We start from the raw sequence: 23,113 nt of genomic DNA, 5'->3' as shown, positions 1-23,113 counted from the left end.
TTTGTCGTCAACGGTCCCGCTATTCTAGCGCCGGGCCCGCCGAAAAGGTTGATTCTGCTCATGAGCCAAGCCCCCCTCGTCCTGGTGGACGGTTCGTCTTACCTGTACCGCGCTTTCCACGCACTGCCACCGCTGACCACCTCCAAAGGCCTGCCGACCGGCGCGGTCAAAGGGGTGCTGAACATGCTCAAGAGTCTGCGCAAGCAGTACCCGGACAGCCCGTTCGCCGTGGTCTTCGACGCCAAGGGCGGGACGTTTCGCGATGAGATGTACGCCGAATACAAAGCCAACCGCCCGAGCATGCCCGACGACATGCGCGTGCAGATCGAGCCGCTGCACCAGAGCGTGATCGCCCTCGGTTTCCCGCTGCTGTGCGTGGAAGGCGTCGAGGCTGACGACGTGATCGGCACCCTGGCGCGCAGCAGCGCGGCGGCGGATCGCCCGGTGATCATCTCCACCGGCGACAAGGACATGGCGCAACTGGTCGACGGCCACATTACCTTGGTCAATACCATGTCCGGTAGCTCGATGGACGTGGAGGGCGTGAAGGAGAAATTCGGCGTCGCTCCCGAGCAGATCATCGATTATCTGGCGCTGATGGGCGATTCTTCCGACAACATTCCGGGTGTTCCCGGCATCGGCCCGAAGACCGCATCCGGCCTGCTGGTGGGGGTCAACGGTGGCCTCAACGAGCTTTACGCGAATCTCGACATCGTCCCGACCCTGCCGATTCGCGGCGCCAAGACCCTGCCGGCCAAGCTCGAAGAGCACAAGGAGATGGCGTTCCTCTCCTATCAGCTGGCAACGATCAAGATCGACGTGCCGCTGGACATCGGCCTCGACGACCTGCAGATGGGCCAGGAAGACCCGGCCAAACTCTACGAGCTCTACACCCTGCTGGAATTCAAGAGCTGGCTGAATGATCTGGATCGCGACGCCAAGCGCCAGGAACTGAGCGCGGCCGCCGAGCCTGCGCCGGCCGGCGATCTGTTCAGCGCGCCAGCAGAAGAAGCCCCTGCAGCACCGGCTGAAGCCGCGTACGAAACCATCCTCGATCAGGCGCGCTTCGACGTCTGGCTGGAAAAACTCAACAACGCCAAGCTGTTCGCCTTCGACACTGAAACCACCGGCATCGACGCGCAACAGGCGCAACTGGTCGGCCTGTCGTTCGCGGTGCAGGCCAACGAAGCGGCGTACATCCCGCTGACCCACTCCTACATCGGCGTGCCGGAGCAACTGGATCGCGACACCGTGCTGCGCGCGCTGAAGCCGATTCTCGAAGACCCGAACAAACTCAAGGTCGGCCAGCACGCCAAGTTCGACATGAACATCCTGGCCAACTGCGCCATCGGCGGCGATCAGAGCCAGGGCATCAACGTGCGCGGCATCGCCTTCGACACGATGCTTGAGTCCTACGTGCTCAACTCCACCGCCACCCGCCACGACATGGACAGCCTTGCGCAGAAGTACCTGGACCACACCACTGTGAGCTTCCAGGACATCGCCGGCAAAGGCGCCAAGCAACTGACCTTCGACCAGATCGCCCTGGAACAGGCCGGCCCGTACGCCGCCGAAGATGCCGACATCACCTTGCGCCTGCACCAGACCCTGTTCGAAAAACTCAGCGCGATCCCGAGCCTGGCCAGCGTGCTGACCAACATCGAGATCCCGCTGGTGCCGGTGCTGGCGCGCATCGAGCGCCAAGGGGCGTTCGTCGATGCCGAACTGCTCGGCATCCAGAGCATTGAACTGGGCAACAAAATGGTCGCGCTGGAGCGCGAAGCGTTCGAGATCGCCGGGGAGGAATTCAACCTCGGCTCGCCGAAGCAGTTGGGCGTGATCCTCTACGAAAAGCTCGGCCTGCCGGTGCTGAAGAAAACCGCCAAGGGCCAGCCATCGACCGCTGAGGAGGTGCTGGCGAAACTCGCCGAGGACGATCATCGTCTGCCGAAAGTGCTGATGGAACACCGTTCCATGAGCAAGCTGAAGAGCACCTACACCGATCGGCTGCCGGAGCAGATCAACCCGCGCACCGGGCGCATCCACACCTCGTACCACCAGGCCGTGGCATCCACCGGGCGCTTGTCTTCCAGCGATCCGAACCTGCAGAACATTCCGGTGCGTACCGCTGAAGGCCGGCGTATCCGTCAGGCCTTCGTCGCGCCAAAAGGTTACAAACTGCTGGCGGCGGACTATTCGCAGATCGAACTGCGGATCATGGCTCACCTGTCCAAGGACGAAGGCCTGATGAACGCCTTCCGCAACAACCTGGACGTGCACACCGCCACCGCCGCCGAAGTGTTCCGGGTCGAACTCAACGAAGTGACCTCCGACCAGCGCCGCGGCGCCAAGGCGATCAACTTCGGTCTGATCTACGGCATGGGCGCACAGAAGCTCGGCAAGGACATCGGCGTCGACACCAAGACCGCCAAGGCCTACATCGACACCTATTTCGCCCGCTACCCGGGCGTGCGCGAATACATGGAGCGCACTCGCAAACAGGCCGCCGATCAGGGCTACGTCGAGACGTTCTTCGGTCGACGCCTGTACCTGCCGGAGATCAACTCGAACAAACCGCAGGAACGCGCCGCCGCCGAGCGCACGGCGATCAACGCGCCGATGCAGGGCACCGCAGCGGACATCATCAAGAAAGCCATGGTGGCGGTGGATAACTGGCTGGCAGCGTCCGGGCTGGACGCCAGAGTCATCTTGCAGGTGCACGATGAACTGGTACTGGAGGTTCGCGAGGATCTGGTCGATCAGGTGAGCCAGGAAATCCGCCTGCACATGAGCGAAGCGGCGAAGCTGGACGTGCCGTTGCTGGTGGAAGTCGGTGTCGGCAACAACTGGGACGAGGCGCACTAAGGCGTCTGGCCCGGCCGTTTGCCGCGACACGGTGTCGCGGCAAACGCCAGAAACGGCCTTATTTCAAAACGCGCTTGGGGTTATTCCAAAGCTTTTTGAAAAAAATCTGAACTAATCTGACCGCTCACTACTCAGAGATACTGAATGGCTGGTGAAGCCCTTCAATGCTCCTATGTTGTGTTAAGTGTTGGCAGATATCTGAACCCCGCCCTAGCGGTTCGGAACTTAAACCCCGGAACTTCTCCCTCCCCATATGAAGTCCGGGGCTTTTTTTGCCTCAAAACTGGCTGCGGCGCCGCCAGAGTGCGTTAAAAGCGCAGCTAAAAATGCTCATTCAGGTCCCCTAAACTCCGCTTTTTACCAGCACTTTTGCCTTGCCTGGCAGCACCGCAGACAGTTTTGACAATCCCTCACTCAGCTGTTGCTTCTGCACCTTTATCCGCCAGTTCCATCCAGCCTGCCAACACAGTGTAGGCCTCTTCCAGCCCCATGCGCTTTGGCGCCGAGAACAGCTGGATTGTCACCAGATCGCCCCAACCCTTGCGGATTTCCGACTGCACTTTGAGCAGGGTGTTCTTGGCTGCGCCATAGGTCAGTTTGTCGGCCTTGGTCAGCAGAATGTGCATCGGCATGCCGGCGGCAACGGCCCAGTCGAGCATCAGCAGGTCGAAGTCGGTCATTGGATGACGGATGTCCATCATCAGAATCAAACCCTTCAAACTCTCCCGGCCACCGAGGTACGCCTCGAGGTGACGCTGCCAGTGTTGCTTGAGCGGGATCGGTACTTTTGCATAACCGTAGCCAGGAAGGTCGACCAGACGCCGTTCATCGTCTAGCTTGAAGAAGTTCAACAGCTGTGTGCGACCCGGGGTTTTCGAGGTGCGCGCCAGGCTGGCGTGAGTCAGGGTGTTCAGTGCGCTGGATTTACCGGCGTTGGAACGACCGGCGAACGCCACTTCGAAGCCTTCGTCGTCAGGGCATTGATCGACTTTGGCGGCACTGAGCATGAACGTGGACTGTTGGCACAGGCCGAGGATGGGATTCTTGAGTTGCATGGGATTTCCGATGTGGGCGGCGCCGGGATTGGGCGCGGAACGCGGTGTCGCTTCCGTTTCAGTGACGCCAGTATATAATGCCGCAGATTTTGTGTGTGCTTTGTCCCAGCGAAGGATGAAGTTCACGAGAGCCAAAGACCTTGATTGCGCATCAGAACGCAGAACGCTCTCAACCCTGAAAAGGTCGTTTTATGACGAAATGGCTGCTGGCTGCCGGAGTCCTGATACCGCTTTACAGCGCACAGGCTACACAGGAACCGGAAGCCGTGTACAACCGTGTTTGTGGTGCCTGTCATTCCGGCCAACTCCCCATGGCGCCCGAAAGAGGCGATCAGGAGGCTTGGACGCCGAGGTTGGCGAAAGGTATGGAGACGCTGGTGCAACACGTAACCCAGGGTTTCAAGGCGATGCCGCCGCGTGGTTTGTGCATGGACTGCAGTGCCGAGGATTACCAGGCCATCATCCTTTGGATGAGCGAGAGTAAACCCGGTCCATAACTCTTAACCCTTAGCCGTAGTTGGATTAGCTGATGAACAAATTGATCGTGAGTCTGCTGTTGACCGTGGGAATCTCAGGCATCGCCCATGCTGCAGGGGATGCAGCAGCCGGCCAGGCAAAGGCTGCCGTATGCGGCGCCTGCCATGGCCCGGACGGGAACAGCATGGCACCCAACTTTCCGAAACTGGCAGGTCAAGGTGAACGCTACCTGACCAAGCAACTGCACGACATCAAGTCAGGCAAGCGCACCGTTCTGGAAATGACCGGCTTGCTGACCAACCTGAGCGATCAGGACCTGGCCGACATCGCCGCCTACTTCGCCAGTCAGAAAGGCAGCGTCGGCGCAGCCGATCCAAAGATCGTCGCTCGCGGTGAAGCTTTGTTCCGCGGCGGTAATCTGGCCAAGGGCCTGCCAGCCTGCACCGGTTGCCACTCGCCGAATGGCGCCGGCAACGCCGCCGCCGGCTTCCCGCATCTGGGTGGCCAACACGCTCAATACATTGCCAAGCAACTGACCGATTTCCGCAAGGAAGAAGGCGGCCGCAACAACGACGGCGACACCATGACCATGCAAACGATCGCCAAGCGCCTGAGCGACGAAGACATCGCTGCGGTCGCCAGCTACATCCAGGGCCTGCACTAACCGCCCTGAATCGAGCGTTAACGCTGATGGACATCTCCTGCAACGTTAACGCTCGATTAATCCGTCGCAGCAAGTATAAAAAGGGTGGCTTTGGCCGCCCTTTTTTGTGGCCGCTGCCGTTACACTACAGAACTCATGCCCGCCAGGATCTGTCTGAAAACAGGTCGCGCGAGGCGACCAAAATTGTCCAGGAGTAAAGCATGCGTAATCTGATCATCAGCGCCGCTCTCGTCGCTGCCAGTCTGTTCGGCGTGACCGCCCAGGCCGCTGAAGCACCGGCTGCCCCTTACGTCGAACTGGCTAACCCGGTGCCGGTGGCAGAGCCTGGCAAGATCGAAGTGGTCGAGCTGTTCTGGTATGGCTGCCCGCACTGCTACGCGTTCGAGCCGGTGATCAATCCATGGGTTGAAAAACTGCCTTCCGACGTCAACTTCGTACGTATTCCCGCCATGTTCGGCGGCCCATGGGACGCTCACGGTCAAATGTTCCTGACCCTGGAAGCAATGGGTGTCGAGCACAAGGTTCACAACGCCGTGTTCAATGCCATTCAGAAAGAACACAAGAAGCTGACCGACAAGAATGACATGGCCGATTTCCTCGCCACCCAAGGCGTGGACAAGGAAAAATTCCTCGCCACTTTCGATTCGTTCGCCATCAAGGGCCAGATCGTCAAGGCGCGTGAACTGGCCAAGAAGTATGAAATCACTGGCGTACCAACCATGATCGTCAACGGCAAATACCGCTTCGACATCGGCTCCGCCGGTGGTGCCGAAGAAGCCTTGAAACTGGCTGATCAACTGGTCGCCAAAGAGCGAGCAGCCAACAAGGCCGCCGCCAACTAAGCGCGGTAACCGCCATGCGCCGCTGGGGAACCGAACGCATCGTTGGCCTGCATGATCCGCAGGTCAACGAGCATCATCTGGAGTCCACGGGCCTGCCCGCAGACCATCGTCTGCGCTTGCTCAGTTTCAATATCCAGGTCGGCATCAGCACCGAGCGCTATCGGCATTACCTGACCCGCAGCTGGCAGCACCTGCTGCCGCACACCGGGCGCTCAAGCAATCTGCAGAAGATTGGCGACCTGCTGGGCGACTTCGATCTGGTCGCCCTGCAGGAAGCCGATGGCGGCAGCCTGCGTTCAGGCTACGTCAATCAGGTCGAACACCTGGCGCACCTCGGCGCCTTTCCCTACTGGTATCAACAACTCAATCGCAACCTCGGCCGACTGGCCCAGCACAGCAATGGCGTGCTCAGTCGCCTGAAGCCGTGGGCGATCGAAGACCATCCGCTGCCCGGCCCGAAAGGTCGCGGCGCCATCCTGCTGCGCTTCGGCGAAGGCCCGGAAGCGCTGGTGGTGGTAATGATGCACCTGGCGCTTGGCGCGCGAGTGCGCAGCCTGCAACTGGCCTACATTCGTGACCTGATCAGTGGCTACAAGCACCAGATATTGATGGGTGACATGAACACCCATGCCAGTGATCTGCTACAACAGTCACCGTTACGCGATCTCGGCCTGCTGGCCCCGCAGATGGAAGCCACGTTTCCCAGCTGGCGGCCGCAGCGTTGCCTGGATCATATTTTGCTCAGCCCGACCCTGACCCTGGAAAAGGTCGAAGTGCTGGCTCAACCCATTTCCGATCACCTGCCGGTCGCGGTAGAGATTCGTCTGCCGGGTTCGCTCACGGCCGATGCATTGCCCGCGTTGAGTCCTGCCCCTCGCGGAACCCCTGAATGAGCGACGACGCCCAGCGCTGGAAAGAGAAATACCTCAAAAGCATCGAACAACAGGACAAGCTCGAACGTCGCTGGGCCGCCAGGCTCGACTTGCTGCGTCGCGGCCTGGTGCGCAGCACCCTGGCGGCGGAAGGCACCGACAAAGTCGTTGATCAGTGCATGAAAGAGATGCGCGACGTGGTGCGCACCGACGACATGGACGCCGGCCTCGCCGCCCTGCTGCCGCGCCTGGAGAAAGCCGTACTCGATTCCGAGCAGCGCCGCGAGACCCGTATCGATCAGGTCAGCACGGCGTTGACCGCGCTGGTCACCCAACTGCAAGCCTTGCCGCTGCCGCGTGAAGTCGCGCAACCGCTGAAGAAGTTCGCCAAGCAACTCGACAGCCGGGTCGGTCAGGCGCGGGAAATGCCGTTGCTGCTCAGCGAGCTCAGCGGCTTGCAGGGCAAGGCCTTGAGCCAGCTGGAAACGCCCGCCGGACCGGACCGCCCGGGTTTTCTGCAGCGTCTGTTTGGCAATCGCGACAGTGAAGAGACGCCGGCAACACCTGCGCCGGCGCCGGCGCCGGTAGCGGAGCAACCTCAAGCGCCAACGCCAACGCCAACGCCAACGCAACCTACACCCAGCGCAGAGCCAGCGCCGCAGCCTGTGCAGGCAGCTCCCGCCGAGCCGACTCCAGCGCCGCCCGTCATCGCACCCCCTGTCGCGCCGCCCCCTGAAGTCATCCTTGATCAGGTGCAAGCGCCGGCCGAATCACCCGTGGTTTCGTTCGTGCCGCCGGTCATCGCGGTCGAGGCATTCGCCGAAACAGCTGCCGCCCCCACGCAGCCGGTACCCGAACCGTCGGCCGCGCCAATCGCACCGCCAGCCGCTTCGATGACAGCAGCGACGTTCAACCCCGACGAACTGATCCATCCCGGGGACATTCCAAGCACCACGCCGCTGATCCTCGACAGCCTGCCCCTGCCCGAACCCATCGCCCAGGCATTGGCCGCCATCGATCCGGAGCAATCGGAACAGGACATTCTCTACGCCCTGCCCGATTCGCCGGAGCCGTCGTACAGCTCGGTGGCCAAGCACATCGAAGACACGCTGATCGGGCTGCTCGACGACCTGACCCTGCCCGAGCGCCATCGACCGCAGGCCGAGGCAATGCGCGACCGTTTGAAAAACGGGCTGAACTGGTACGAACTACTACCGATTCTCGACGATCTTGCCACGTTGATGTTGGCGATCACCGACAGCGGCCAGCACGAATTCGAAGCCTATCTGCAGCAACTCAACGAACGTCTCGAAGCGTTCCAGAGCAACCTGCAGGCCGCCAGCGACGGCCACGCCGACAACAGCTCGGCGGCGCGGGCGATGGACACGCAGATCCGCGAACAGGTCGACGGCTTGCAGACCAGCATGCAGGAAGCGGCCGACCTGGACGACCTCAAGCAAGTGCTGGAGAACCACCTCGAAGGCCTGCTCGGCACCATGGACCAGCACCAGAAGCAGCGCGATGCCCGCGAGCAGGAAGTCGCGGCACGCCTCAAGGGCCTGGCCGAACGCGTGGCGCACATGGAGCAGGAAGCCCTGGGCTTCCGGGAGCACCTGGAAGAACAACGCCAGAAAGCCTTGATCGACCCGCTCACCGGCCTGCCCAACCGCGCCGCGTGGAGCGAACGGCTCGAACACGAGATCAAGCAGTGGCAGCAGCACGGCAACACCCTGAGCCTGGCGATGCTCGACCTCGATCACTTCAAGCGAATCAATGACAACTACGGCCATCTGGCCGGCGACAAGGTGCTGAAGATCATCGCCACGGTGTTGCGCAAGCGCCTGCGCGGTGCAGATTTCATTGCCCGTTTTGGTGGTGAGGAATTCGTTCTGCTGATGCCGGCGACCACACCCCCCGTGGGCGCCAAACTGCTGGAGACCCTGCGCGCCGCAATCGAAGCCTGCCCGTTCCACTTCAAGGGCGAGCGAGTGACGATCACCCTTTCCATGGGACTCGCATCGTTTCGGCCGGGAGAACACAGCGATCTGGTGCTTAAAAGAGCCGATCAGGCGTTGTACCGCGCTAAAAACGGTGGACGCAACCGGATCGAACTGGGCTGAACAATTGTTCCATTTTGTTTAAATCAGCCCGTCGACCGTCGATACGCAAGGCAGTACGTTACACTGTTGCATTACTGTCTTGCGTGTACTGCCTCCTGCCATGAAATTTTTTACCCTCCTCGCGTCACTGCTCGTCCTGGCCGGTTGTGCCAGCGGCCCGCGTTACGACACCAGCCATCCTTCGGCCAACCACGACAGCCGCGTGCAGTTCGTGATCGTGCATTACACCTCCGCGTCACTCGCGCGTTCGCTGCAACTGCTGACCCATGGCGAAGTCAGCAGCCACTACCTGATCGGCGACGACAAGAGCGGCACCATCTACAAGCTCATGGATGAAAACCAGCGCGCCTGGCACGCCGGGGAGAGCCAATGGCTGGGCCGTACCTGGCTGAACTCCAGCTCGATCGGCATCGAAATCGTCAACCCGGGCTTCAAGGACACCCCGACCGGGCGCCTGTGGTTCCCGTACAGCGAAGCGCAGATTCAATCGCTGATCGTGTTGCTCAAGGACATCAGCCAGCGCCAAGGCATCAGCCCGCGCCATATCATCGGCCACAGCGACATTGCGCCGCTGCGCAAACTGGACCCGGGCCCGTTGTTTCCGTGGAAGCGCCTGGCCGCCGAAGGCTTGGGCATATGGCCCAATGAACAAGCGGTGGCGCGTCAGCAGGCGCAGTTCAACGCCGAGCTGCCAGGCATCAGCTGGTTTCAGGAACAACTGGCGCGTGTCGGTTACGACACCCCGCAAACCGGCGAGCTGGATGTCGCAACCCGCCACGTCCTGGCCGCGTTCCAGATGCATTACCGCCCTTCACGCTTTGACGGTACGCCGGACGCGCAAACGGCCGCGTTGTTGCTGGTACTCAACCAGACAAAATAATGACGCCCGCCCGACGGTCAGGGCGAAACCGCAATCAGCAGCTATAACTCATTGGTAACTCTTCGGATATTCCATGATGGTTGCTACCCGAGAGACGCTGCGTAGCTGGTTTTATCGCCCCTGGTTTTTGGCGATGATCGCGGCTGTCCTCAGTGCTGCGCTGCTGATCACCGGTGGAATGTTCTTCGCCGTGCATCAGATCGAACAGAACGAGAGCCAGGAAATGAACGCTCAGGGCGAACGCTTCCTGGCACGTCTTGAGCAATTGTTCGGGCAGTTGCGCGAAAGCCTCGATGATCTCGAGGCGCAGCCTTTGCGCAGTTGCGATGACGAAATGATCGCCACCCTGCAACAGGTGACCTTCAACTATCGCTTCGTCTACGAAGCGGCCTACATGGACGGCTCACGGATCTGCTCCAACCGGCCTCGGCAGGAAGGACTGTCAGTGGCTCGCGCACCGGACATCAAAGGGCCGACCTACAGCTACTGGCTCAACACCACCACCGAACCTGATGAAAACCGTGCCGCGCTGATGCTCGGGCGCGGTAATTTTCGCGTCGCGACCTCTCGCGGGCATTTGACCGACATGGTCGATCTGCCGCCGGACAGCAGCTTGCTGGTGGTGCTGGATCACGGCAAACGGGCGATTCCGGTACTCGGCACGGCTCAGGCATGGCCACCGGCCGAGGCCTGGCCACCAAAGAGCCGCGAAGCCCTGCAGGTGACCCAGTCACAACTGATCTACCGGATGCCGACGAACAACCCGGAATACCAATTGGTGCTGATCACGCCGCGTAGCGGTATGCACATTCCGTCGGTCTGGTGGTGGATGCTGCCGGTCTGCCTGCTGCTGGGAGCATTTATCGGGTTCTGCGTGTTTTTGCTGGTGCGCCAGCGTCAGTCGCTGGACGCCGAGCTGCAGGGCGCGATCCGTCGCGGGGAGCTGCAGGTGCTGTATCAACCGATCTTCGACCTCGACAGCCGCAACTGCGTGGGTGCCGAAGCCCTGCTGCGCTGGCGACGTCCGGATGGCACGCTGACCAGTCCCGACCTGTTCATTCCTTTGGCGGAAAACACCGGGCAGATTCGGCAGATGACCGATTTCGTCCTGCAACGGCTGCTGGAACAACTGGGGCCGGTGCTGCGCGCCAATCCGCAGCTGTACATCTCGGTCAACCTCGCCGCGTGCGACGTGATGGTGCCGCGCATCGGCCAGGTCATGGCCAGGCTGTTGACCCTGCACCGGGTCGCGGCACGGCAGATTGCCTTCGAGGTCACCGAGCGCGGGCTGATCGATGTCGTGGTGGCACGGGAGAACCTGCAAGCCTTGCGCGATGTCGGCCATCAAGTGTTGATCGATGACTTCGGCACCGGCTATTGCAGCCTCGCCTACCTGCAAACCCTGCCGGTGGACTGCCTGAAGATCGACAAGGCGTTTATCGACGCGCTCGGGCATGACGCCGCCAGCAGCGGCGTTGCCCCGCACATCATCCACATGGCGCAGGCACTGGAGTTGAAAGTGATTGCCGAGGGCATCGAGCATGAAGCGCAAGCCGTGTTTCTCAGCAGCGAAGGGGTGAAATTCGGCCAGGGCTGGTTATTCGCCCAAGCCTTGAGTGCGGTGCAGTTCATTGAGCTGATCACCCGTGGCCGGCGCCTCGCCGGACGCCGACTCGACGACGAAGCCTAAACCGCCAGCGCCATGTAGAACTGCGTGCCCTGCCCCGGCCGCGAATAAACCCCCATCCGCCCGCCGTGCAACTGGACGATTTCCTTGCACAGCGCCAGACCGAGGCCGGCACCGCCCTTCTTGCGCCCGACCTGCACGAACGGTTCGAAGATCCGCCCCTGCTGACCGTAGGCAATGCCCTCGCCGTTGTCTTCCACGCTGATGATCACCCGCTCACCATGCCGGCGCGCCTGCAGGCGGATCTGCCCGTCGCGAGCGGTATGGCGCAGGGCGTTGTCGATGAGGTTGTCCAGTACCCGATCGAGTTGCACCTGATCGGCCTGCAAGCGTGGCAGCGGCCCCTGCACTTCGACGTTGAGGGCAATGCCCTTGCTCGCGGCCGAATCGGCGAAACGCAATTGCGCCTGCTCCAGCAAGTCTTCGATGGAACACGGCGCCAGCGTGAGTTTCTGCAAACCGTTCTGGTAACGCGAGAAGTTGAGCAGGTCGTTGATCAGCTGCATTAGGCGCTGCATCTCTTCGTTGACCGTGTCGAGCAGGTCTGCCTCGCGTGATTCCGGGGGAAACTTGGCCCGCTCGCGAAACAGGCCGAACGCCATGTGCATGCCGGTCACCGGCGTGCGCAATTCATGGGAAGCACGCAGCACAAACTCACTGCGCACCCGCTCGAAAGCACGCTGCTCGGTGACGTCGTGCAACACCATCACCGCGCCGAGAATATGCCCCTGCGTGTGGCTGACCGGGGTCAGGCTGTACGTCAGCAAACGGGATTCACCATCGACTTCGATGCTCAAATCTTCCGGCGCGCGCTCCAGCGTGCCGCCGCGCAGTACCAGGTGCAGCTGTGCATCGAGCTCCGGGCGCTGCAGCGCTGCGCCCAGTCCTTGGCCCAGCCGATCGCTGTCCCAGCCCAATTGCCGCTGGGCCACCGGATTGAGGTGTTCCAGGTGCCCTTCGCGGTCGATCATCAACAAGCCGTCGTCAATGCTGTCGAGCACTGCCTGCAGACGCTGTTGACCGGCCAGCAGTTCGTCGACATTGGTCGCCTGATGCTCACGCAACGCTTCTGCCATCAGCCCGAAGCGCTTGGTCAACTGATTCATTTCCGCCGCTGAGGAAATCGGCAGGGTCACTTCGAAATTGCCCTGACCGATGTTGTCCGCCGCTTGTGCCAGTGCCTCGATCGGCGCGCCAAAACGCCGGGCAATCGCATGCGCCGTGACAAAACCGATGATCAACACCGCCAGTCCCACCAGACCGAGGAGGCCCGAGACCAGCAGCGCCCGCTCTCTGGCGTCATGCTGGACCGCGTTGATGTTGTCCAGCGCGTGCTTGTGCTCGGCGATCAATCCGTTGCGCAGGGTGTTGAAGTGTTCTCTGAGATCGCTGTTGCCATTGAGCACGTTGCCCGGATCACGCGACAGCTCGAATGCCTGCAGAAAACTCAGATAATCGGCCTTGGCCTGGGTAAATCCGTACTGCCGGCCATCGCCCTCTTCCTCCTTGGCAATACCTTCATCAAGCAATTGCAGGTAATGCTGCTTTGACGCCTCGAACGCGACGGGATCGGGCTTCTCGGCCAGCATCAGCACCAATTGGTCGCCGAGGGTCTGGCGCAATTTGAGCCCCAGGTCCAGGGTCACGAAGTTGCTGCGGATTGTCGCTTCCTGAGTACCGGCCATCTGCATCACGCTGACCAGCCCGAGCAGCAGCCCGAGCAAAGCAACCGTGATCAGCGCAGAAATACTCAGGAACAAGCGCGTGCGCAACTTCATCGCCAGTTTCATCGTCGGGCGCTCACAGGTTGTACTGCTTGCGCTTGCGATACAGAGTCGACGCGTCGATGCCCAAGGTCTTGGCCGCCTGATCAAGGGTACCGGCCGTTGCCAGCACCGCACCGATGTGGGCTTTTTCCAGTTCATCCAGACTCAGCGCCGCGCCGACCCGGGGTGCGTTGTTGGCCGGTTGTTCGGCCATGCCGAGGTGGCTGATTTCCACGCGTTCCTGCGGACAGATGATGCTCGCCCGCTCGACCACGTTGCGCAGCTCACGAATATTGCCCGGCCAGCGGTAGCCGAGCAGCGCTTCCCGCGCCTCGTCGCTGAAGCCACGGGCCGGACGGGCGTATTCTTTGACGAAACGCGCGAGGAAACGGTCGGCCAGGGTCAGGATGTCCTCGGCGCGCTCGCGCAGCGGCGGCAGATGCAGAGTGATCACGTTCAGGCGATACAACAGGTCCTCACGGAAGCGACCGTCGCGCACCATGTCTTCAAGGTTGAGGTTGGTCGCGGCAAGAATACGCACATCGGCGCGGCGGGTGACTGGGTCCCCTACCCGCTCATATTCCTTGTCTTGAATAAACCGCAGCAACTTGGGTTGCAACGTCAGGGGAAAATCGCCGATCTCGTCGAGAAACAACGTGCCACCGTCCGCCTGATTGACCCGACCCAAGGTGCTTTCGCTGGCCCCGGTAAACGCGCCGCGACTGTGGCCGAACAGCTCGCTTTCCATCAGTTCGGCGGTCAACGACGGGCAGTTGATGGTCACGCAGGATTTCTTCTCGCGCTTGCTCCAGCCGTGAATGGCTCGCGCCAGTTCGCCTTTACCGGTGCCGGACTCGCCAAGGATCAGAATGTTGGCGTCGGTACCGGCGACCTGACGCGCGGTTTCCAGCACGACTTTCATCGCCGGGCTGTGAGAATCGAGGCCATCCTTGGGTTTGCGGATCTCGCCTTCGAGGGCTTCCAGGCGCGCCGAGAGCTGACGCACTTCCAGTTGCTTGGCGGTCGCCAGGCGCAACTGATCGGGGCTGCACGGCTTGACCAGATAGTCGGCGGCGCCCGCCTGGATCGCATCCACGGCGGTATCGACCGCCGAGTGCGCGGTGACGATCACCACGCGCATCCATGGCGCCTGAACACGCATCTGCGCCAGCACATCAAGACCGTTGTCTTCGCCCAGACGTAAATCAAGGAAGCACAGGTCGAACACCTGACGTTGCAGCAATGCCTCGGCCTGCGCCGCGCTGTTGGCGGTGGCCACTGTATAACCTTCGTCTTCGAGGCAATAACGGAAGGTTCGCAGGATGGCAGACTCGTCGTCCACCAGCAGAATGCGGCCTTGATGCTCAGTGGCAGATTCCATTTTTCCTACGCTCCATAAGTGATTGATCTTGGTTAGTCCCGGAAAAATCGGGCAAGTTGCATGGTCGATTCTGAACGATGCCAGCCATAGCAGGGTAGCCCTCTCCTGACATGACGGCCAATCCATTGAATTTGTTGAACATTTAAACAATCACCGGATTGCAGGCGGTTGCCTGCGTACTTTTCTGACATCCGAGACCTGCTCTCAATTCAATAAGAATGAAATCTCCTACGAAATAATCATGCATTTCGCACGACCGCAGATGACCCATCGTGCAGGATGCGTCCATGGCTGAAATCTCATCGCTTATAAGCCATTGATTTTATTGAATATTTTTCAATTAAAAAACTGGCATGCAGCCTGCAATAACTCATTCAGCCCGGGCAGATTCCACTGCCCTAACCAAACAAGAGTGAGGAAACCCAGGATGACTCGCCAACGTGCCGCCAAATTGCGTATCTCGCCACTGCATATCCAGCAGGGTCTGTTTGGCGTACTTGCACTGTTGATCACCCTGATCGCTTGCCAGCAATACCTGAGCTGGGAGAACAGCCAGAAACCTGAGCCGCTGATCTCGATTCAACACAACACGCAGACACACTTCAGCGCCGTCAGCAGCAGCCAGGCCGAGAGCGCCTCGATGCGCATGATGGATGTCGATCAGCCGCAGCCGCTGGATCAACTGCCACGTGAAGAGCGCTGGGTTTTCTGACGCACCAAGAATTCGGGCGCAACGCGCCAGGACACGCAACATCCCTAAATAGAGAAGTAAGGAGAATCACCATGTTGAGCTGGGCAATTACATTCTTGATCATTGCCATCATCGCCGCCGTACTGGGCTTCGGTGGTATCGCGGGCACCGCCACGGGTATCGCCAAGATTCTCTTTGTCGTGTTCCTGGTGATGTTCATCGCTTCCTTCTTCTTTGGCCGTCGCGGCCGAGGTTAACGATGATCGCTTTAAAGACACTGGCAGCCGCCCTGCTTCTGGGCGGTAGTGCCATGGCGATGGCGGCCAATGATGGCCAGACGCGGGTCAACGAGCTGCTTGGCTCCGACCCGCAATACAGGGAAACCTGGCAAGGCGTTGTGAAGCACGAAGAACGTCTGCCGGAATGGGTGATGAACCTGTCCGGCACGCCAGAACAGCAGATGAATGCCGTGACGGAAGACGGTGACAAGTATCTGGTCGGGCCGCTCTGCGAATCCGCAGACAAGTGCCTCAACCACCGCTTGATCGTCGCGTTCAGCTTCGACAAGAAAGATGCTTACGCCATGCTCGTCGATGTGCCCGAAGGACTGCCGGCCGACAAGTCGCCGACGCGACATGCAACCTACCGCTTCCTCGGCAAACCCGATCAGGGCATGCAGGATCTTTTGATGGAAACCCTCAAGAAAGATCCAAAGTGGTACTGATTTGAACATGAAGGCAGCAGCCCTGCTGCCTTCCATTGCGCCCGCCCGAGGAAGGTGGTCGCATGACCAAGGGGCCGGGACGTTCTGACTGTTTCAGGGTCGGAGTGACCTACGGGTACAGGGAGTGCCTGCGCAAGGGCCGGGTCAGGGTAAAAGCTGCGACGCAGGTTCGCCGGCCCTCGGCGGTTCGACGGACTTGCGCTGAGCTTTTCATGATGCAAAACATTGATCTAGAGCGTCCTGCTCATCTTTTTATGGCTCAGACTGCGCGCGAAAACATTACGCCGTGTTTCCTGACGACCGTATATCGACAAAGAGTCCTTTTAAGCAGTGAGACTTCTAGTCTGCAAATGAAGGCTTTTTCTTGAATTTTTCGCCGAATTCAATCGCTCAAAAAACAACCAACCTAAGCTGAAATGGCCGGTTCACGGCACTTATGCCGGCTTAAATGTCGCAATCGAACCGGTTGGGACGCCAGTTTCATTTAAAAAAGCTCATGCCGATTCGGCATAGGGTAGGCGTTTACGGCATTAGACGGCGCAACCTTGCATCGGAATAGTTGCGCCTTTTTTCGCCTGCCGAAGAGCCGTAAACACGCGCTTCGGGGCACCTTATACGGAGGCAGATGCACAGACTTTTCCGCTAAAGAGCGTTCCAGTTGCTGCATGTGCCTGAGTCAAACGCAAGTAAGGGTAAAGATAATGAAGAAGGCAAAACTCAGCCTCGCCTGGCAGATCCTCATCGGTCTGGTTCTAGGGATTGCAATTGGTGCGTTGCTCAACCATTTCAGTGCCGAGAAGGCCTGGTGGATCAGTAACGTCCTGCAACCGGCAGGCGATATCTTTATCCGTCTGATCAAGATGATCGTGATCCCGATCGTCATCTCCTCCCTGATTGTCGGCATTGCCGGCGTGGGCGACGCCAAGAAACTCGGGCGTATCGGCCTGAAGACGATCATCTATTTCGAAATCGTCACCACCATCGCCATTGTTGTCGGCCTGCTGCTGGCCAACCTGTTCCATCCGGGCACCGGCATCGACATGAGCACGCTGGGCACGGTGGACATCTCCAAGTACCAGGCGACCGCCGCCGAAGTGCAGCATGAACACGCGTTCATCGAGACCATCCTTAACCTGATCCCGTCGAACATCTTCGCGGCCATGGCCCGCGGCGAGATGCTGCCGATCATCTTCTTCTCCGTGCTGTTCGGCCTCGGTCTGTCGAGCCTGCAATCGGACCTGCGCGAGCCGCTGGTGAAGATGTTCCAGGGCGTCTCGGAAAGCATGTTCAAAGTCACCCACATGATCATGAACTACGCCCCGATCGGCGTGTTCGCCCTGATCGCGGTGACCGTCGCCAACTTCGGTTTCGCTTCGCTGCTGCCGCTGGCCAAGCTGGTGATCCTGGTTTACGTGGCCATCGCCTTCTTCGCCTTCGTGGTGCTGGGCCTGATCGCCAAGCTGTTCGGCTTCTCCGTGCTCAAGCTGATGCGCATCTTCAAGGATGAGCTGGTGCTGGCCTACTCCACCGCCTCCTCGGAAACCGTGCTGCCACGGGTGATCGAGAAGATGGAAGCCTACGGCGCACCGAAAGCCATCTGCAGCTTCGTGGTGCCGACCGGTTACTCGTTCAACCTCGACGGTTCGACCCTATACCAGTCCATCGCGGCGATCTTCATTGCCCAGCTGTACGGCATCGACCTGTCGATCAGCCAGCAACTGCTGCTGGTCCTGACCCTGATGGTCACCTCCAAAGGCATCGCCGGCGTACCGGGCGTGTCCTTCGTGGTGCTGCTGGCCACCCTGGGCAGCGTCGGTATCCCGCTGGAAGGCCTGGCCTTTATCGCCGGTGTCGACCGCATCATGGACATGGCGCGTACCGCACTGAACGTAATCGGCAACGCCCTGGCGGTACTGGTTATTGCGCGTTGGGAAGGCATGTACGACGACGCCAAGGGCCAGCGCTACTGGAACTCCCTGCCGCACTGGCGCAGCAAGGAAAAACTGCCGGCTGGCGAAATCTCGAAGAACTGATAGCTGAACCTCTGTAGGAGCTGCCGCAGGCTGCGATCTTTTGATCTTGCTTTTGAAAAATCAAAAGATCGCAGCCTTCGGCAGCTCCTACCGTTGATTGAGTCCAGCCATACGAACGAACCCCGGAGAAATCCGGGGTTTGTCGTTTCTGGCGACCCCGCTATCATTCGCCGCATCTTCCGGGGGATTTGACTGATGCTTAATGGCCTGTGGCTTGGCTTCTTCGTCGTGGCAGCAATATCGGCGCTGGTGCAGTGGCTGGTCGGCGGCAACGCCGGGATTTTTGCGGCGATGGTGGAAAGCATTTTTGCCATGGCCAAGCTGTCGGTCGAGGTGATGGTGCTGCTGTTCGGCACCCTGACCCTGTGGCTGGGCTTCCTGCGCATCGCTGAGAAAGCCGGGATCGTCGAATGGCTGGCCAAGGTCCTCGGCCCGCTGTTCCTGCGCCTGATGCCGGAAGTCCCGCCCGGTCACCCAGCGCTGGGCCTGATCACCCTGAACTTCGCCGCCAACGGCCTGGGGCTGGACAACGCCGCGACGCCGATCGGCCTCAAGGCCATGAAAGCGCTGCAAGAGCTCAATCCCAGTGCCACCGTCGCCAGCAACGCGCAGATCCTGTTCCTGGTGCTCAACGCGTCGTCCCTGACCCTGTTGCCGGTGACGATCTTCATGTACCGCGCCCAGCAAGGCGCACCGGACCCGACGCTGGTGTTCCTGCCGATCCTGCTGGCAACCAGTTGCTCGACCATCGTCGGCTTCCTCTCGGTGGCGTTCATGCAGCGCCTGCGCATCTGGGACCCGGTGGTGCTGGCATATCTAGTTCCCGGAGCGCTGCTCCTCGGCGGCTTCATGGCACTGCTGGCGACGATGTCGGCCACGGCGCTGGCCGGGCTGTCATCAATCCTCGGCAACCTCACGCTGTTCGGCCTGATCATGCTGTTCCTGGTGATCGGCGCGCTGCGCAAGGTCAAGGTCTACGAGGCCTTCGTCGAGGGCGCGAAAGAGGGCTTCGACGTCGCCAAGAACCTGCTGCCGTACCTGGTGGCGATGCTGTGCGCGATTGGCGTGCTGCGGGCGTCCGGGGCGCTGGACTTCGGTCTGGACGGGATTCGCCACCTGATCGAGTGGGCCGGGTGGGACACGCGGTTTGTCGACGCGTTGCCGACGGCGATGGTCAAACCGTTTTCCGGCAGCGCCGCACGGGCGATGCTGATCGAGACGATGAAAACCTCGGGCGTCGACAGCTTCCCGTCACTGGTGGCGGCGACGATACAGGGCAGCACCGAGACCACGTTCTATGTGCTGGCTGTGTATTTCGGCGCGGTGGGGATTCAACGCGCGCGGCATGCGGTGGGCTGTGCGCTGCTGGCGGAACTGGCCGGTGTGCTGGGCGCGATTGGCGTCTGCTACTGGTTCTTCGGCTGATCCCAGACTTCTTGGGCTAGACAGATTCTCTGTGGCGAGGGAGCTTGCTCCCTCGCCACAAAGGCATCCCTGTAAAGTCAGAGTTTTGGAGGGGCGAGCTTCTGGCCCTGATCGACCGCCCACGCCACGACTTTCGCGGTCAGCCGATCACTGGCCTGCCCAAACCCCGCCACCACCGCCGGCACCTGCACATCGCTCAGCGGCTGACGCTCTTCAAAGCGCCGGCTGGCGAGAATCTTCTGGTCGTAGCCGCGCACCAGCAACGCATCGACCCGCACCACGACGCTGGCCTGGTTGCCCTGATACTCGGTCTGAAACGCCTGCAGACTGCCGCCCAGCTCCAGATCCGCAGCGAAGTTGCTGTCATCGGTGCTGAGCAACGTCACCCGGCCATCACGCGCAAAGCCATCGAGCAGCCGATTGCGCACCAGCACCGGCGCCGGATCGCTCCAGCGCGAGGCCTTGTAGCTGCTGATCACGTCACCCTGTGGAATCACCGCGATGTTCGGCCGGTTCAGCGCTTCGCTGGCCTGCAGTTTGTTCAGCCGTAGCGACCAGTGCTGGATGGCCGCCGGGCTGGCCGAGGCGGGCGCCTGCGCGGCGGGCAGGCGATAAACGTCCGATGGCTCGGCCTTGGGCAGGATCGAGCACGCACTGAGCAGGGTAAGGCCTGCGGCGAAGAGGGCGAGACGAGTCAGCTTCATGGCGTGAACTCCTTGTTCTTGTCACTGCCCAGCAGGTAACCGCTTGGGTTGGCCTCCAGGCGTTGGGAAATGGCGCGCAGCGAAGTCAGGGTTTCACGCAGCTCGCGAATCGCCGGGGCCAGGCCATTGAGGCCCTGCATACCGTTGTCGAGGGCGTTCTGGTTCTTGCTCAGCAGGCCGTTGATGGTCGCGCTGCTCTGTTCCAGCGACTTCATCGCCTGCTCGGCACTGCCCAGCGCCTGCTTGCCCTGATCGTTGAGCAGGCCGTTGGCGTTGCGCATCAGCAGCGAGGTCTGTTCGAGCATGCTGCCGGCCTGTTTGCCGACGCTCGCCAGTTGCTGCATGGCCTGGCGCAGGTCGCCGCGTTGATCGTTGATCGAGCCGGTGGTCTGCTCCAGATGCGCCAGGGTGTTGCTGACACGCTCGACGTTCTGCGGGGAGAACATCTGGTTGGCATTGTTCAACAGGGCGGTGATGCCGGTCATCAAGTCGTTGCTGTCATTGAGCAGCCGGGAAATGGGCGAGGGCGCGGCAACGATGGTCGGCAATTCGCCGTCATGCCCGCGCAGTTTCGGGCTCTGCGGGGTGCCGCCGCTGAGCTGGATGATCGAGGTCCCGGTGATCCCGGCCAAGGCCAGCTTGGCCTGGGTGTCTTCCTTGACCGGCGTGTCACCGCCGAGGCGAATCCGCGCCAGCACCCGGCGCGGGTCTTTCGGGTCGAGGCGCAGGCTGACCACGTCGCCGACCTTGATCCCGCTGTACTGCACCGGGCTGCCCTTGGACAGGCCGCTGACCGCCTCGTTGAAGACCACTTCGTAATCCTTGAACTCGGAGTCGACGCTGGACTTGGCCAGCCACAGGCCGAAGAGCAGGGCGCCTGCCACCACTATCACCGAGAACAGGCCGATCAACACATGATGGGCTCGGGTTTCCATGTCAGACCTCGTTGAGCAATTTGGCGGCGTCCAGCGCCGAGCGGCCGCGCGGGCCGTGGAAGTATTCGTGAATCCACGCGTCAGCGGTTTCCGAGACCACGTCGATCGGGCCGGCGACCAGCACTTTCTTCTGCGCCAGCACCGCCACACGGTCGGTGATGGTGTAGAGCGTGTCGAGGTCGTGGGTCACCAGAAACACGCTCAGGCCCAGCGCATCGCGCAGGGTCAGGATCAGTTGATCGAACGCTGCCGCGCCAATCGGATCGAGGCCGGCGGTGGGTTCGTCGAGAAACAGGATATCCGGGTCCAGCGCCAGCGCCCGGGCCAGCGCGGCGCGCTTGATCATGCCGCCGGACAACGAGGCCGGGTATTTGTCCGCCGCCGACAGCGGCAGCCCGGCCAGCGCCAGCTTCACCGCCGCCAGGTGCTCGGCGTCGTTGCGGCTCAGGCCGGCGTGTTCGATCAGAGGCAGGGCAACGTTCTCGGTCACCGTCAGCGAGGAGAACAGCGCGCCCTTCTGGAACAACACGCCGAAGCGCCGCTCGACCAGCGAGCGCTCGTGTTCGGACAGGCTCGGCAGGTTCTGGCCGAAGACTTTCACGCTGCCTTCGCTGGGCCGGCGCAGGCCGACAATGCTGCGCAGCAGCACCGATTTGCCGCTGCCGGAGCCGCCGACCACGGCAAGGATTTCGCCTTTGTACAGATCCAGGTCGAGGTTCTCGTGCACGCTCTGGCTGCCAAAGCGGTTGCACAGACCACGGACTTCGATCACCGCCTCCGAGGGCGCGCGGGGTAGACGACTCACCAGCCCATCTCCATGAAGAACAGCGCAGCCACCGCGTCGAGCACGATCACCACAAAAATCGACTGCACCACGGCGGACGTGGTGTGCGCGCCGACCGATTCGGCGCTGCCGCTGACCTTGAAGCCTTCCAGGCAACCGATCGTCGCGATCAGAAAGGCAAAGATCGGTGCTTTCACCAGGCCGACCAGAAAATGCTGAATGCCGATGTCGCTTTGCAGCAGCGAGAGGAACATCGCCGGCGAGATCCCCAACGACACCGCACACACCACGCCACCACCAATGATCCCGCAGAGCATCGCCAGAAACGTCAGCATCGGCAGCGCCACCAGCATCGCCAGCACCCGCGGCACCACCAGCAACTCCATCGGGTCGAGGCCCAGCGTTCGGATCGCATCGATCTCCTCGTTGGCCTTCATCGAGCCGATCTGCGCGGTGAACGCACTGGCGGTGCGCCCGGCCATCAGGATCGCAGTGAGCAACACGCCGAACTCGCGCAGGAAGGAGAAGCCCACCAGGTCCACGGTAAAGATCGTCGCGCCGAAACTGGCCAGCACCGTCGCACCGAGAAACGCCACCACCGCGCCCACCAGAAAGGTCAGCAGCGCCACGATCGGCGCGGCGTCGAGGCCGGTCTGCTCGATGTGTGCAACGACGGGGGTGATGCGCCAGCGCTTGGGACGGAACAGATTGCGGGCAATGGTTTCGAGGATCAGGCCGATGAAACCCAGCACTTGCAGGGTGTCCTGCCAGACCGTTTCCACCGCGCGCCCGATGCGCGTCAGCAATTGCACGCTGACGCTGACTTCCGGCTCCTTGATCGGCACGCAGAAATCGCTCAGCGAGCGATACACGGTTTGCAGCAACGCGCGGTCAGCCGGGGAAATCGTGCAGTCGGGGTGTTCGGCGGATTGGCCCAGACGCTCGGAACCGAGCAACTCCACCAGCAGCGAAGCGCCCGCAGTGTCGAGGGCGCCGAGGCTGTTGAGGTCAACCACGGTATTGGCGTCGTACTGGCCGCGAAGCTGTTCGGTCAGGTGCTTGAGGTCGGCGTAATGGGCAAGCGTCCAGTCCCCGGACACCCGCAGGCGGGCAGGGCTGAGCGACGTGTCCAGTCGGGCATTACCGGTCATCGAGCTGCTGGTCATAAGCTCCGTGCTTGTTCGGCTAAATACGCTGGCATACGTAAT

At 61.1% G+C, this 23,113-nt stretch carries 20 protein-coding genes; 13 read left to right on the top strand and 7 right to left on the bottom strand.

Annotated elements, in window-relative coordinates:
* The first annotated feature begins 60 nt into the window (after positions 1–60).
* Entirely contained in the window at positions 61–2,865 is a 2,805-nt protein-coding gene (gene polA / locus HBN98_RS12885) for a DNA polymerase I (protein ID WP_083367428.1), read from the top strand.
* Positions 2,866–3,275: 410 nt separating this feature from the next.
* Here the strand turns inward: polA and yihA are convergent, their stop codons facing one another.
* A complete protein-coding gene (yihA, locus tag HBN98_RS12880) occupies positions 3,276–3,920 on the bottom strand; it encodes a ribosome biogenesis GTP-binding protein YihA/YsxC (RefSeq protein WP_047597033.1) in 645 nt (214 codons plus the stop codon).
* Between the two features lie 191 nt (positions 3,921–4,111).
* Between yihA and HBN98_RS12875 the strand changes: the two genes are divergently transcribed.
* The 7 genes from HBN98_RS12875 to HBN98_RS12845 all read left to right on the top strand — a co-directional run bounded on the left by HBN98_RS12875 (position 4,112) and on the right by HBN98_RS12845 (position 11,465).
* On the top strand, positions 4,112–4,417 hold the full coding sequence (locus tag HBN98_RS12875; protein ID WP_025112302.1) for a c-type cytochrome: 306 nt from the start codon (positions 4,112–4,114) through the stop codon (positions 4,415–4,417).
* A gap of 32 nt (positions 4,418–4,449) precedes the next feature.
* Positions 4,450–5,061, top strand: a complete 612-nt coding sequence (locus tag HBN98_RS12870) for a c-type cytochrome (RefSeq protein WP_064585251.1) — start codon at positions 4,450–4,452, stop codon at positions 5,059–5,061.
* Positions 5,062–5,261: 200 nt separating this feature from the next.
* Positions 5,262–5,903 carry a thiol:disulfide interchange protein DsbA/DsbL gene (locus HBN98_RS12865; protein ID WP_083367429.1) on the top strand — a complete coding sequence of 214 codons (642 nt, stop codon included), beginning with the start codon at positions 5,262–5,264 and terminating at the stop codon, positions 5,901–5,903.
* 14 nt (positions 5,904–5,917) lie between these two features.
* On the top strand, positions 5,918–6,796 hold the full coding sequence (locus HBN98_RS12860; RefSeq protein WP_064585247.1) for an endonuclease/exonuclease/phosphatase family protein: 879 nt from the start codon (positions 5,918–5,920) through the stop codon (positions 6,794–6,796).
* Positions 6,793–8,895 (top strand): GGDEF domain-containing protein, encoded by a 2,103-nt coding sequence (locus HBN98_RS12855; protein WP_083367430.1) that lies wholly within the window; start codon positions 6,793–6,795, stop codon positions 8,893–8,895. The genes HBN98_RS12860 and HBN98_RS12855 overlap by 4 nt, the downstream gene beginning before the upstream one ends.
* A 100-nt stretch (positions 8,896–8,995) precedes the next feature.
* On the top strand, positions 8,996–9,775 hold the full coding sequence (locus tag HBN98_RS12850) for an N-acetylmuramoyl-L-alanine amidase (protein ID WP_083367431.1): 780 nt from the start codon (positions 8,996–8,998) through the stop codon (positions 9,773–9,775).
* A gap of 76 nt (positions 9,776–9,851) precedes the next feature.
* On the top strand, positions 9,852–11,465 hold the full coding sequence (locus HBN98_RS12845) for an EAL domain-containing protein (protein ID WP_169842812.1): 1,614 nt from the start codon (positions 9,852–9,854) through the stop codon (positions 11,463–11,465).
* On the opposite strand, the gene HBN98_RS12840 is transcribed toward HBN98_RS12845, so the two are convergent.
* Together HBN98_RS12840 and algB are read right to left on the bottom strand one after the other, a co-directional pair.
* Entirely contained in the window at positions 11,462–13,252 is a 1,791-nt protein-coding gene (locus tag HBN98_RS12840; protein ID WP_083367432.1) for a KinB sensor domain-containing domain, read from the bottom strand. The genes HBN98_RS12845 and HBN98_RS12840 overlap by 4 nt on opposite strands.
* A 10-nt stretch (positions 13,253–13,262) precedes the next feature.
* Complete coding sequence (gene algB / locus HBN98_RS12835) at positions 13,263–14,609, bottom strand: sigma-54-dependent response regulator transcription factor AlgB (RefSeq protein WP_003220286.1); 1,347 nt, start codon at positions 14,607–14,609, stop codon at positions 13,263–13,265.
* A 427-nt stretch (positions 14,610–15,036) separates the two neighbouring features.
* Between algB and HBN98_RS12830 the strand changes: the two genes are divergently transcribed.
* From HBN98_RS12830 to HBN98_RS12810, 5 genes are all read left to right on the top strand, one after another.
* On the top strand, positions 15,037–15,321 hold the full coding sequence (locus HBN98_RS12830; RefSeq protein WP_064585242.1) for a hypothetical protein: 285 nt from the start codon (positions 15,037–15,039) through the stop codon (positions 15,319–15,321).
* A gap of 71 nt (positions 15,322–15,392) precedes the next feature.
* Positions 15,393–15,557, top strand: coding sequence for a DUF1328 domain-containing protein (locus HBN98_RS12825; protein ID WP_003177151.1), 165 nt, complete (start codon positions 15,393–15,395; stop codon positions 15,555–15,557).
* Positions 15,558–15,559: 2 nt separating this feature from the next.
* A complete protein-coding gene (locus HBN98_RS12820) occupies positions 15,560–16,024 on the top strand; it encodes an inhibitor of vertebrate lysozyme family protein (RefSeq protein WP_064585241.1) in 465 nt (154 codons plus the stop codon).
* Between the two features lie 701 nt (positions 16,025–16,725).
* Positions 16,726–18,057, top strand: coding sequence for a glutamate/aspartate:proton symporter GltP (gltP, locus tag HBN98_RS12815; RefSeq protein WP_064585240.1), 1,332 nt, complete (start codon positions 16,726–16,728; stop codon positions 18,055–18,057).
* A 195-nt stretch (positions 18,058–18,252) separates the two neighbouring features.
* Positions 18,253–19,482 carry a nucleoside recognition domain-containing protein gene (locus HBN98_RS12810; protein ID WP_083367433.1) on the top strand — a complete coding sequence of 410 codons (1,230 nt, stop codon included), beginning with the start codon at positions 18,253–18,255 and terminating at the stop codon, positions 19,480–19,482.
* 77 nt (positions 19,483–19,559) lie between these two features.
* Here HBN98_RS12810 and HBN98_RS12805 read toward each other — a convergent pair whose 3' ends face one another.
* The 4 genes from HBN98_RS12805 to HBN98_RS12790 are packed head-to-tail and all read right to left on the bottom strand — an operon-like array spanning position 19,560 to position 23,071.
* Positions 19,560–20,186 carry an ABC-type transport auxiliary lipoprotein family protein gene (locus tag HBN98_RS12805; protein WP_083367434.1) on the bottom strand — a complete coding sequence of 209 codons (627 nt, stop codon included), beginning with the start codon at positions 20,184–20,186 and terminating at the stop codon, positions 19,560–19,562.
* Positions 20,183–21,121, bottom strand: a complete 939-nt coding sequence (locus tag HBN98_RS12800) for an MlaD family protein (protein ID WP_083367435.1) — start codon at positions 21,119–21,121, stop codon at positions 20,183–20,185. Before HBN98_RS12800 ends, HBN98_RS12805 begins: the two co-directional genes overlap by 4 nt.
* A gap of 1 nt (position 21,122) precedes the next feature.
* Positions 21,123–21,926, bottom strand: coding sequence for an ABC transporter ATP-binding protein (locus HBN98_RS12795; RefSeq protein WP_064585236.1), 804 nt, complete (start codon positions 21,924–21,926; stop codon positions 21,123–21,125).
* On the bottom strand, positions 21,923–23,071 hold the full coding sequence (locus HBN98_RS12790) for an ABC transporter permease (protein WP_064585235.1): 1,149 nt from the start codon (positions 23,069–23,071) through the stop codon (positions 21,923–21,925). The genes HBN98_RS12795 and HBN98_RS12790 overlap by 4 nt, the downstream gene beginning before the upstream one ends.
* Positions 23,072–23,113: the final 42 nt, after the last annotated feature.

The organism is Pseudomonas koreensis (assembly GCF_012986595.1).
Lineage (GTDB): Bacteria > Pseudomonadota > Gammaproteobacteria > Pseudomonadales > Pseudomonadaceae > Aquipseudomonas > Aquipseudomonas koreensis.
This window is presented reverse-complemented; position numbering and strand designations above follow the sequence as displayed.

Coding starts and splice junctions, on each gene's coding strand:
- HBN98_RS12805 (WP_083367434.1), bottom strand. CDS start 20,186: ATGAAGCTGACTCGTCTCGCCCTCTTCGCCGCAGGCCTTACCCTGCTC.
- HBN98_RS12870 (WP_064585251.1), top strand. CDS start 4,450: ATGAACAAATTGATCGTGAGTCTGCTGTTGACCGTGGGAATCTCAGGC.
- polA (WP_083367428.1), top strand. CDS start 61: ATGAGCCAAGCCCCCCTCGTCCTGGTGGACGGTTCGTCTTACCTGTAC.
- HBN98_RS12855 (WP_083367430.1), top strand. CDS start 6,793: ATGAGCGACGACGCCCAGCGCTGGAAAGAGAAATACCTCAAAAGCATC.
- HBN98_RS12820 (WP_064585241.1), top strand. CDS start 15,560: ATGATCGCTTTAAAGACACTGGCAGCCGCCCTGCTTCTGGGCGGTAGT.
- yihA (WP_047597033.1), bottom strand. CDS start 3,920: ATGCAACTCAAGAATCCCATCCTCGGCCTGTGCCAACAGTCCACGTTC.
- HBN98_RS12830 (WP_064585242.1), top strand. CDS start 15,037: ATGACTCGCCAACGTGCCGCCAAATTGCGTATCTCGCCACTGCATATC.
- gltP (WP_064585240.1), top strand. CDS start 16,726: ATGAAGAAGGCAAAACTCAGCCTCGCCTGGCAGATCCTCATCGGTCTG.
- HBN98_RS12875 (WP_025112302.1), top strand. CDS start 4,112: ATGACGAAATGGCTGCTGGCTGCCGGAGTCCTGATACCGCTTTACAGC.
- HBN98_RS12825 (WP_003177151.1), top strand. CDS start 15,393: ATGTTGAGCTGGGCAATTACATTCTTGATCATTGCCATCATCGCCGCC.
- HBN98_RS12865 (WP_083367429.1), top strand. CDS start 5,262: ATGCGTAATCTGATCATCAGCGCCGCTCTCGTCGCTGCCAGTCTGTTC.
- algB (WP_003220286.1), bottom strand. CDS start 14,609: ATGGAATCTGCCACTGAGCATCAAGGCCGCATTCTGCTGGTGGACGAC.
- HBN98_RS12810 (WP_083367433.1), top strand. CDS start 18,253: ATGCTTAATGGCCTGTGGCTTGGCTTCTTCGTCGTGGCAGCAATATCG.
- HBN98_RS12790 (WP_064585235.1), bottom strand. CDS start 23,071: ATGACCAGCAGCTCGATGACCGGTAATGCCCGACTGGACACGTCGCTC.
- HBN98_RS12850 (WP_083367431.1), top strand. CDS start 8,996: ATGAAATTTTTTACCCTCCTCGCGTCACTGCTCGTCCTGGCCGGTTGT.
- HBN98_RS12845 (WP_169842812.1), top strand. CDS start 9,852: ATGGTTGCTACCCGAGAGACGCTGCGTAGCTGGTTTTATCGCCCCTGG.
- HBN98_RS12800 (WP_083367435.1), bottom strand. CDS start 21,121: ATGGAAACCCGAGCCCATCATGTGTTGATCGGCCTGTTCTCGGTGATA.
- HBN98_RS12860 (WP_064585247.1), top strand. CDS start 5,918: ATGCGCCGCTGGGGAACCGAACGCATCGTTGGCCTGCATGATCCGCAG.
- HBN98_RS12840 (WP_083367432.1), bottom strand. CDS start 13,252: ATGAAACTGGCGATGAAGTTGCGCACGCGCTTGTTCCTGAGTATTTCT.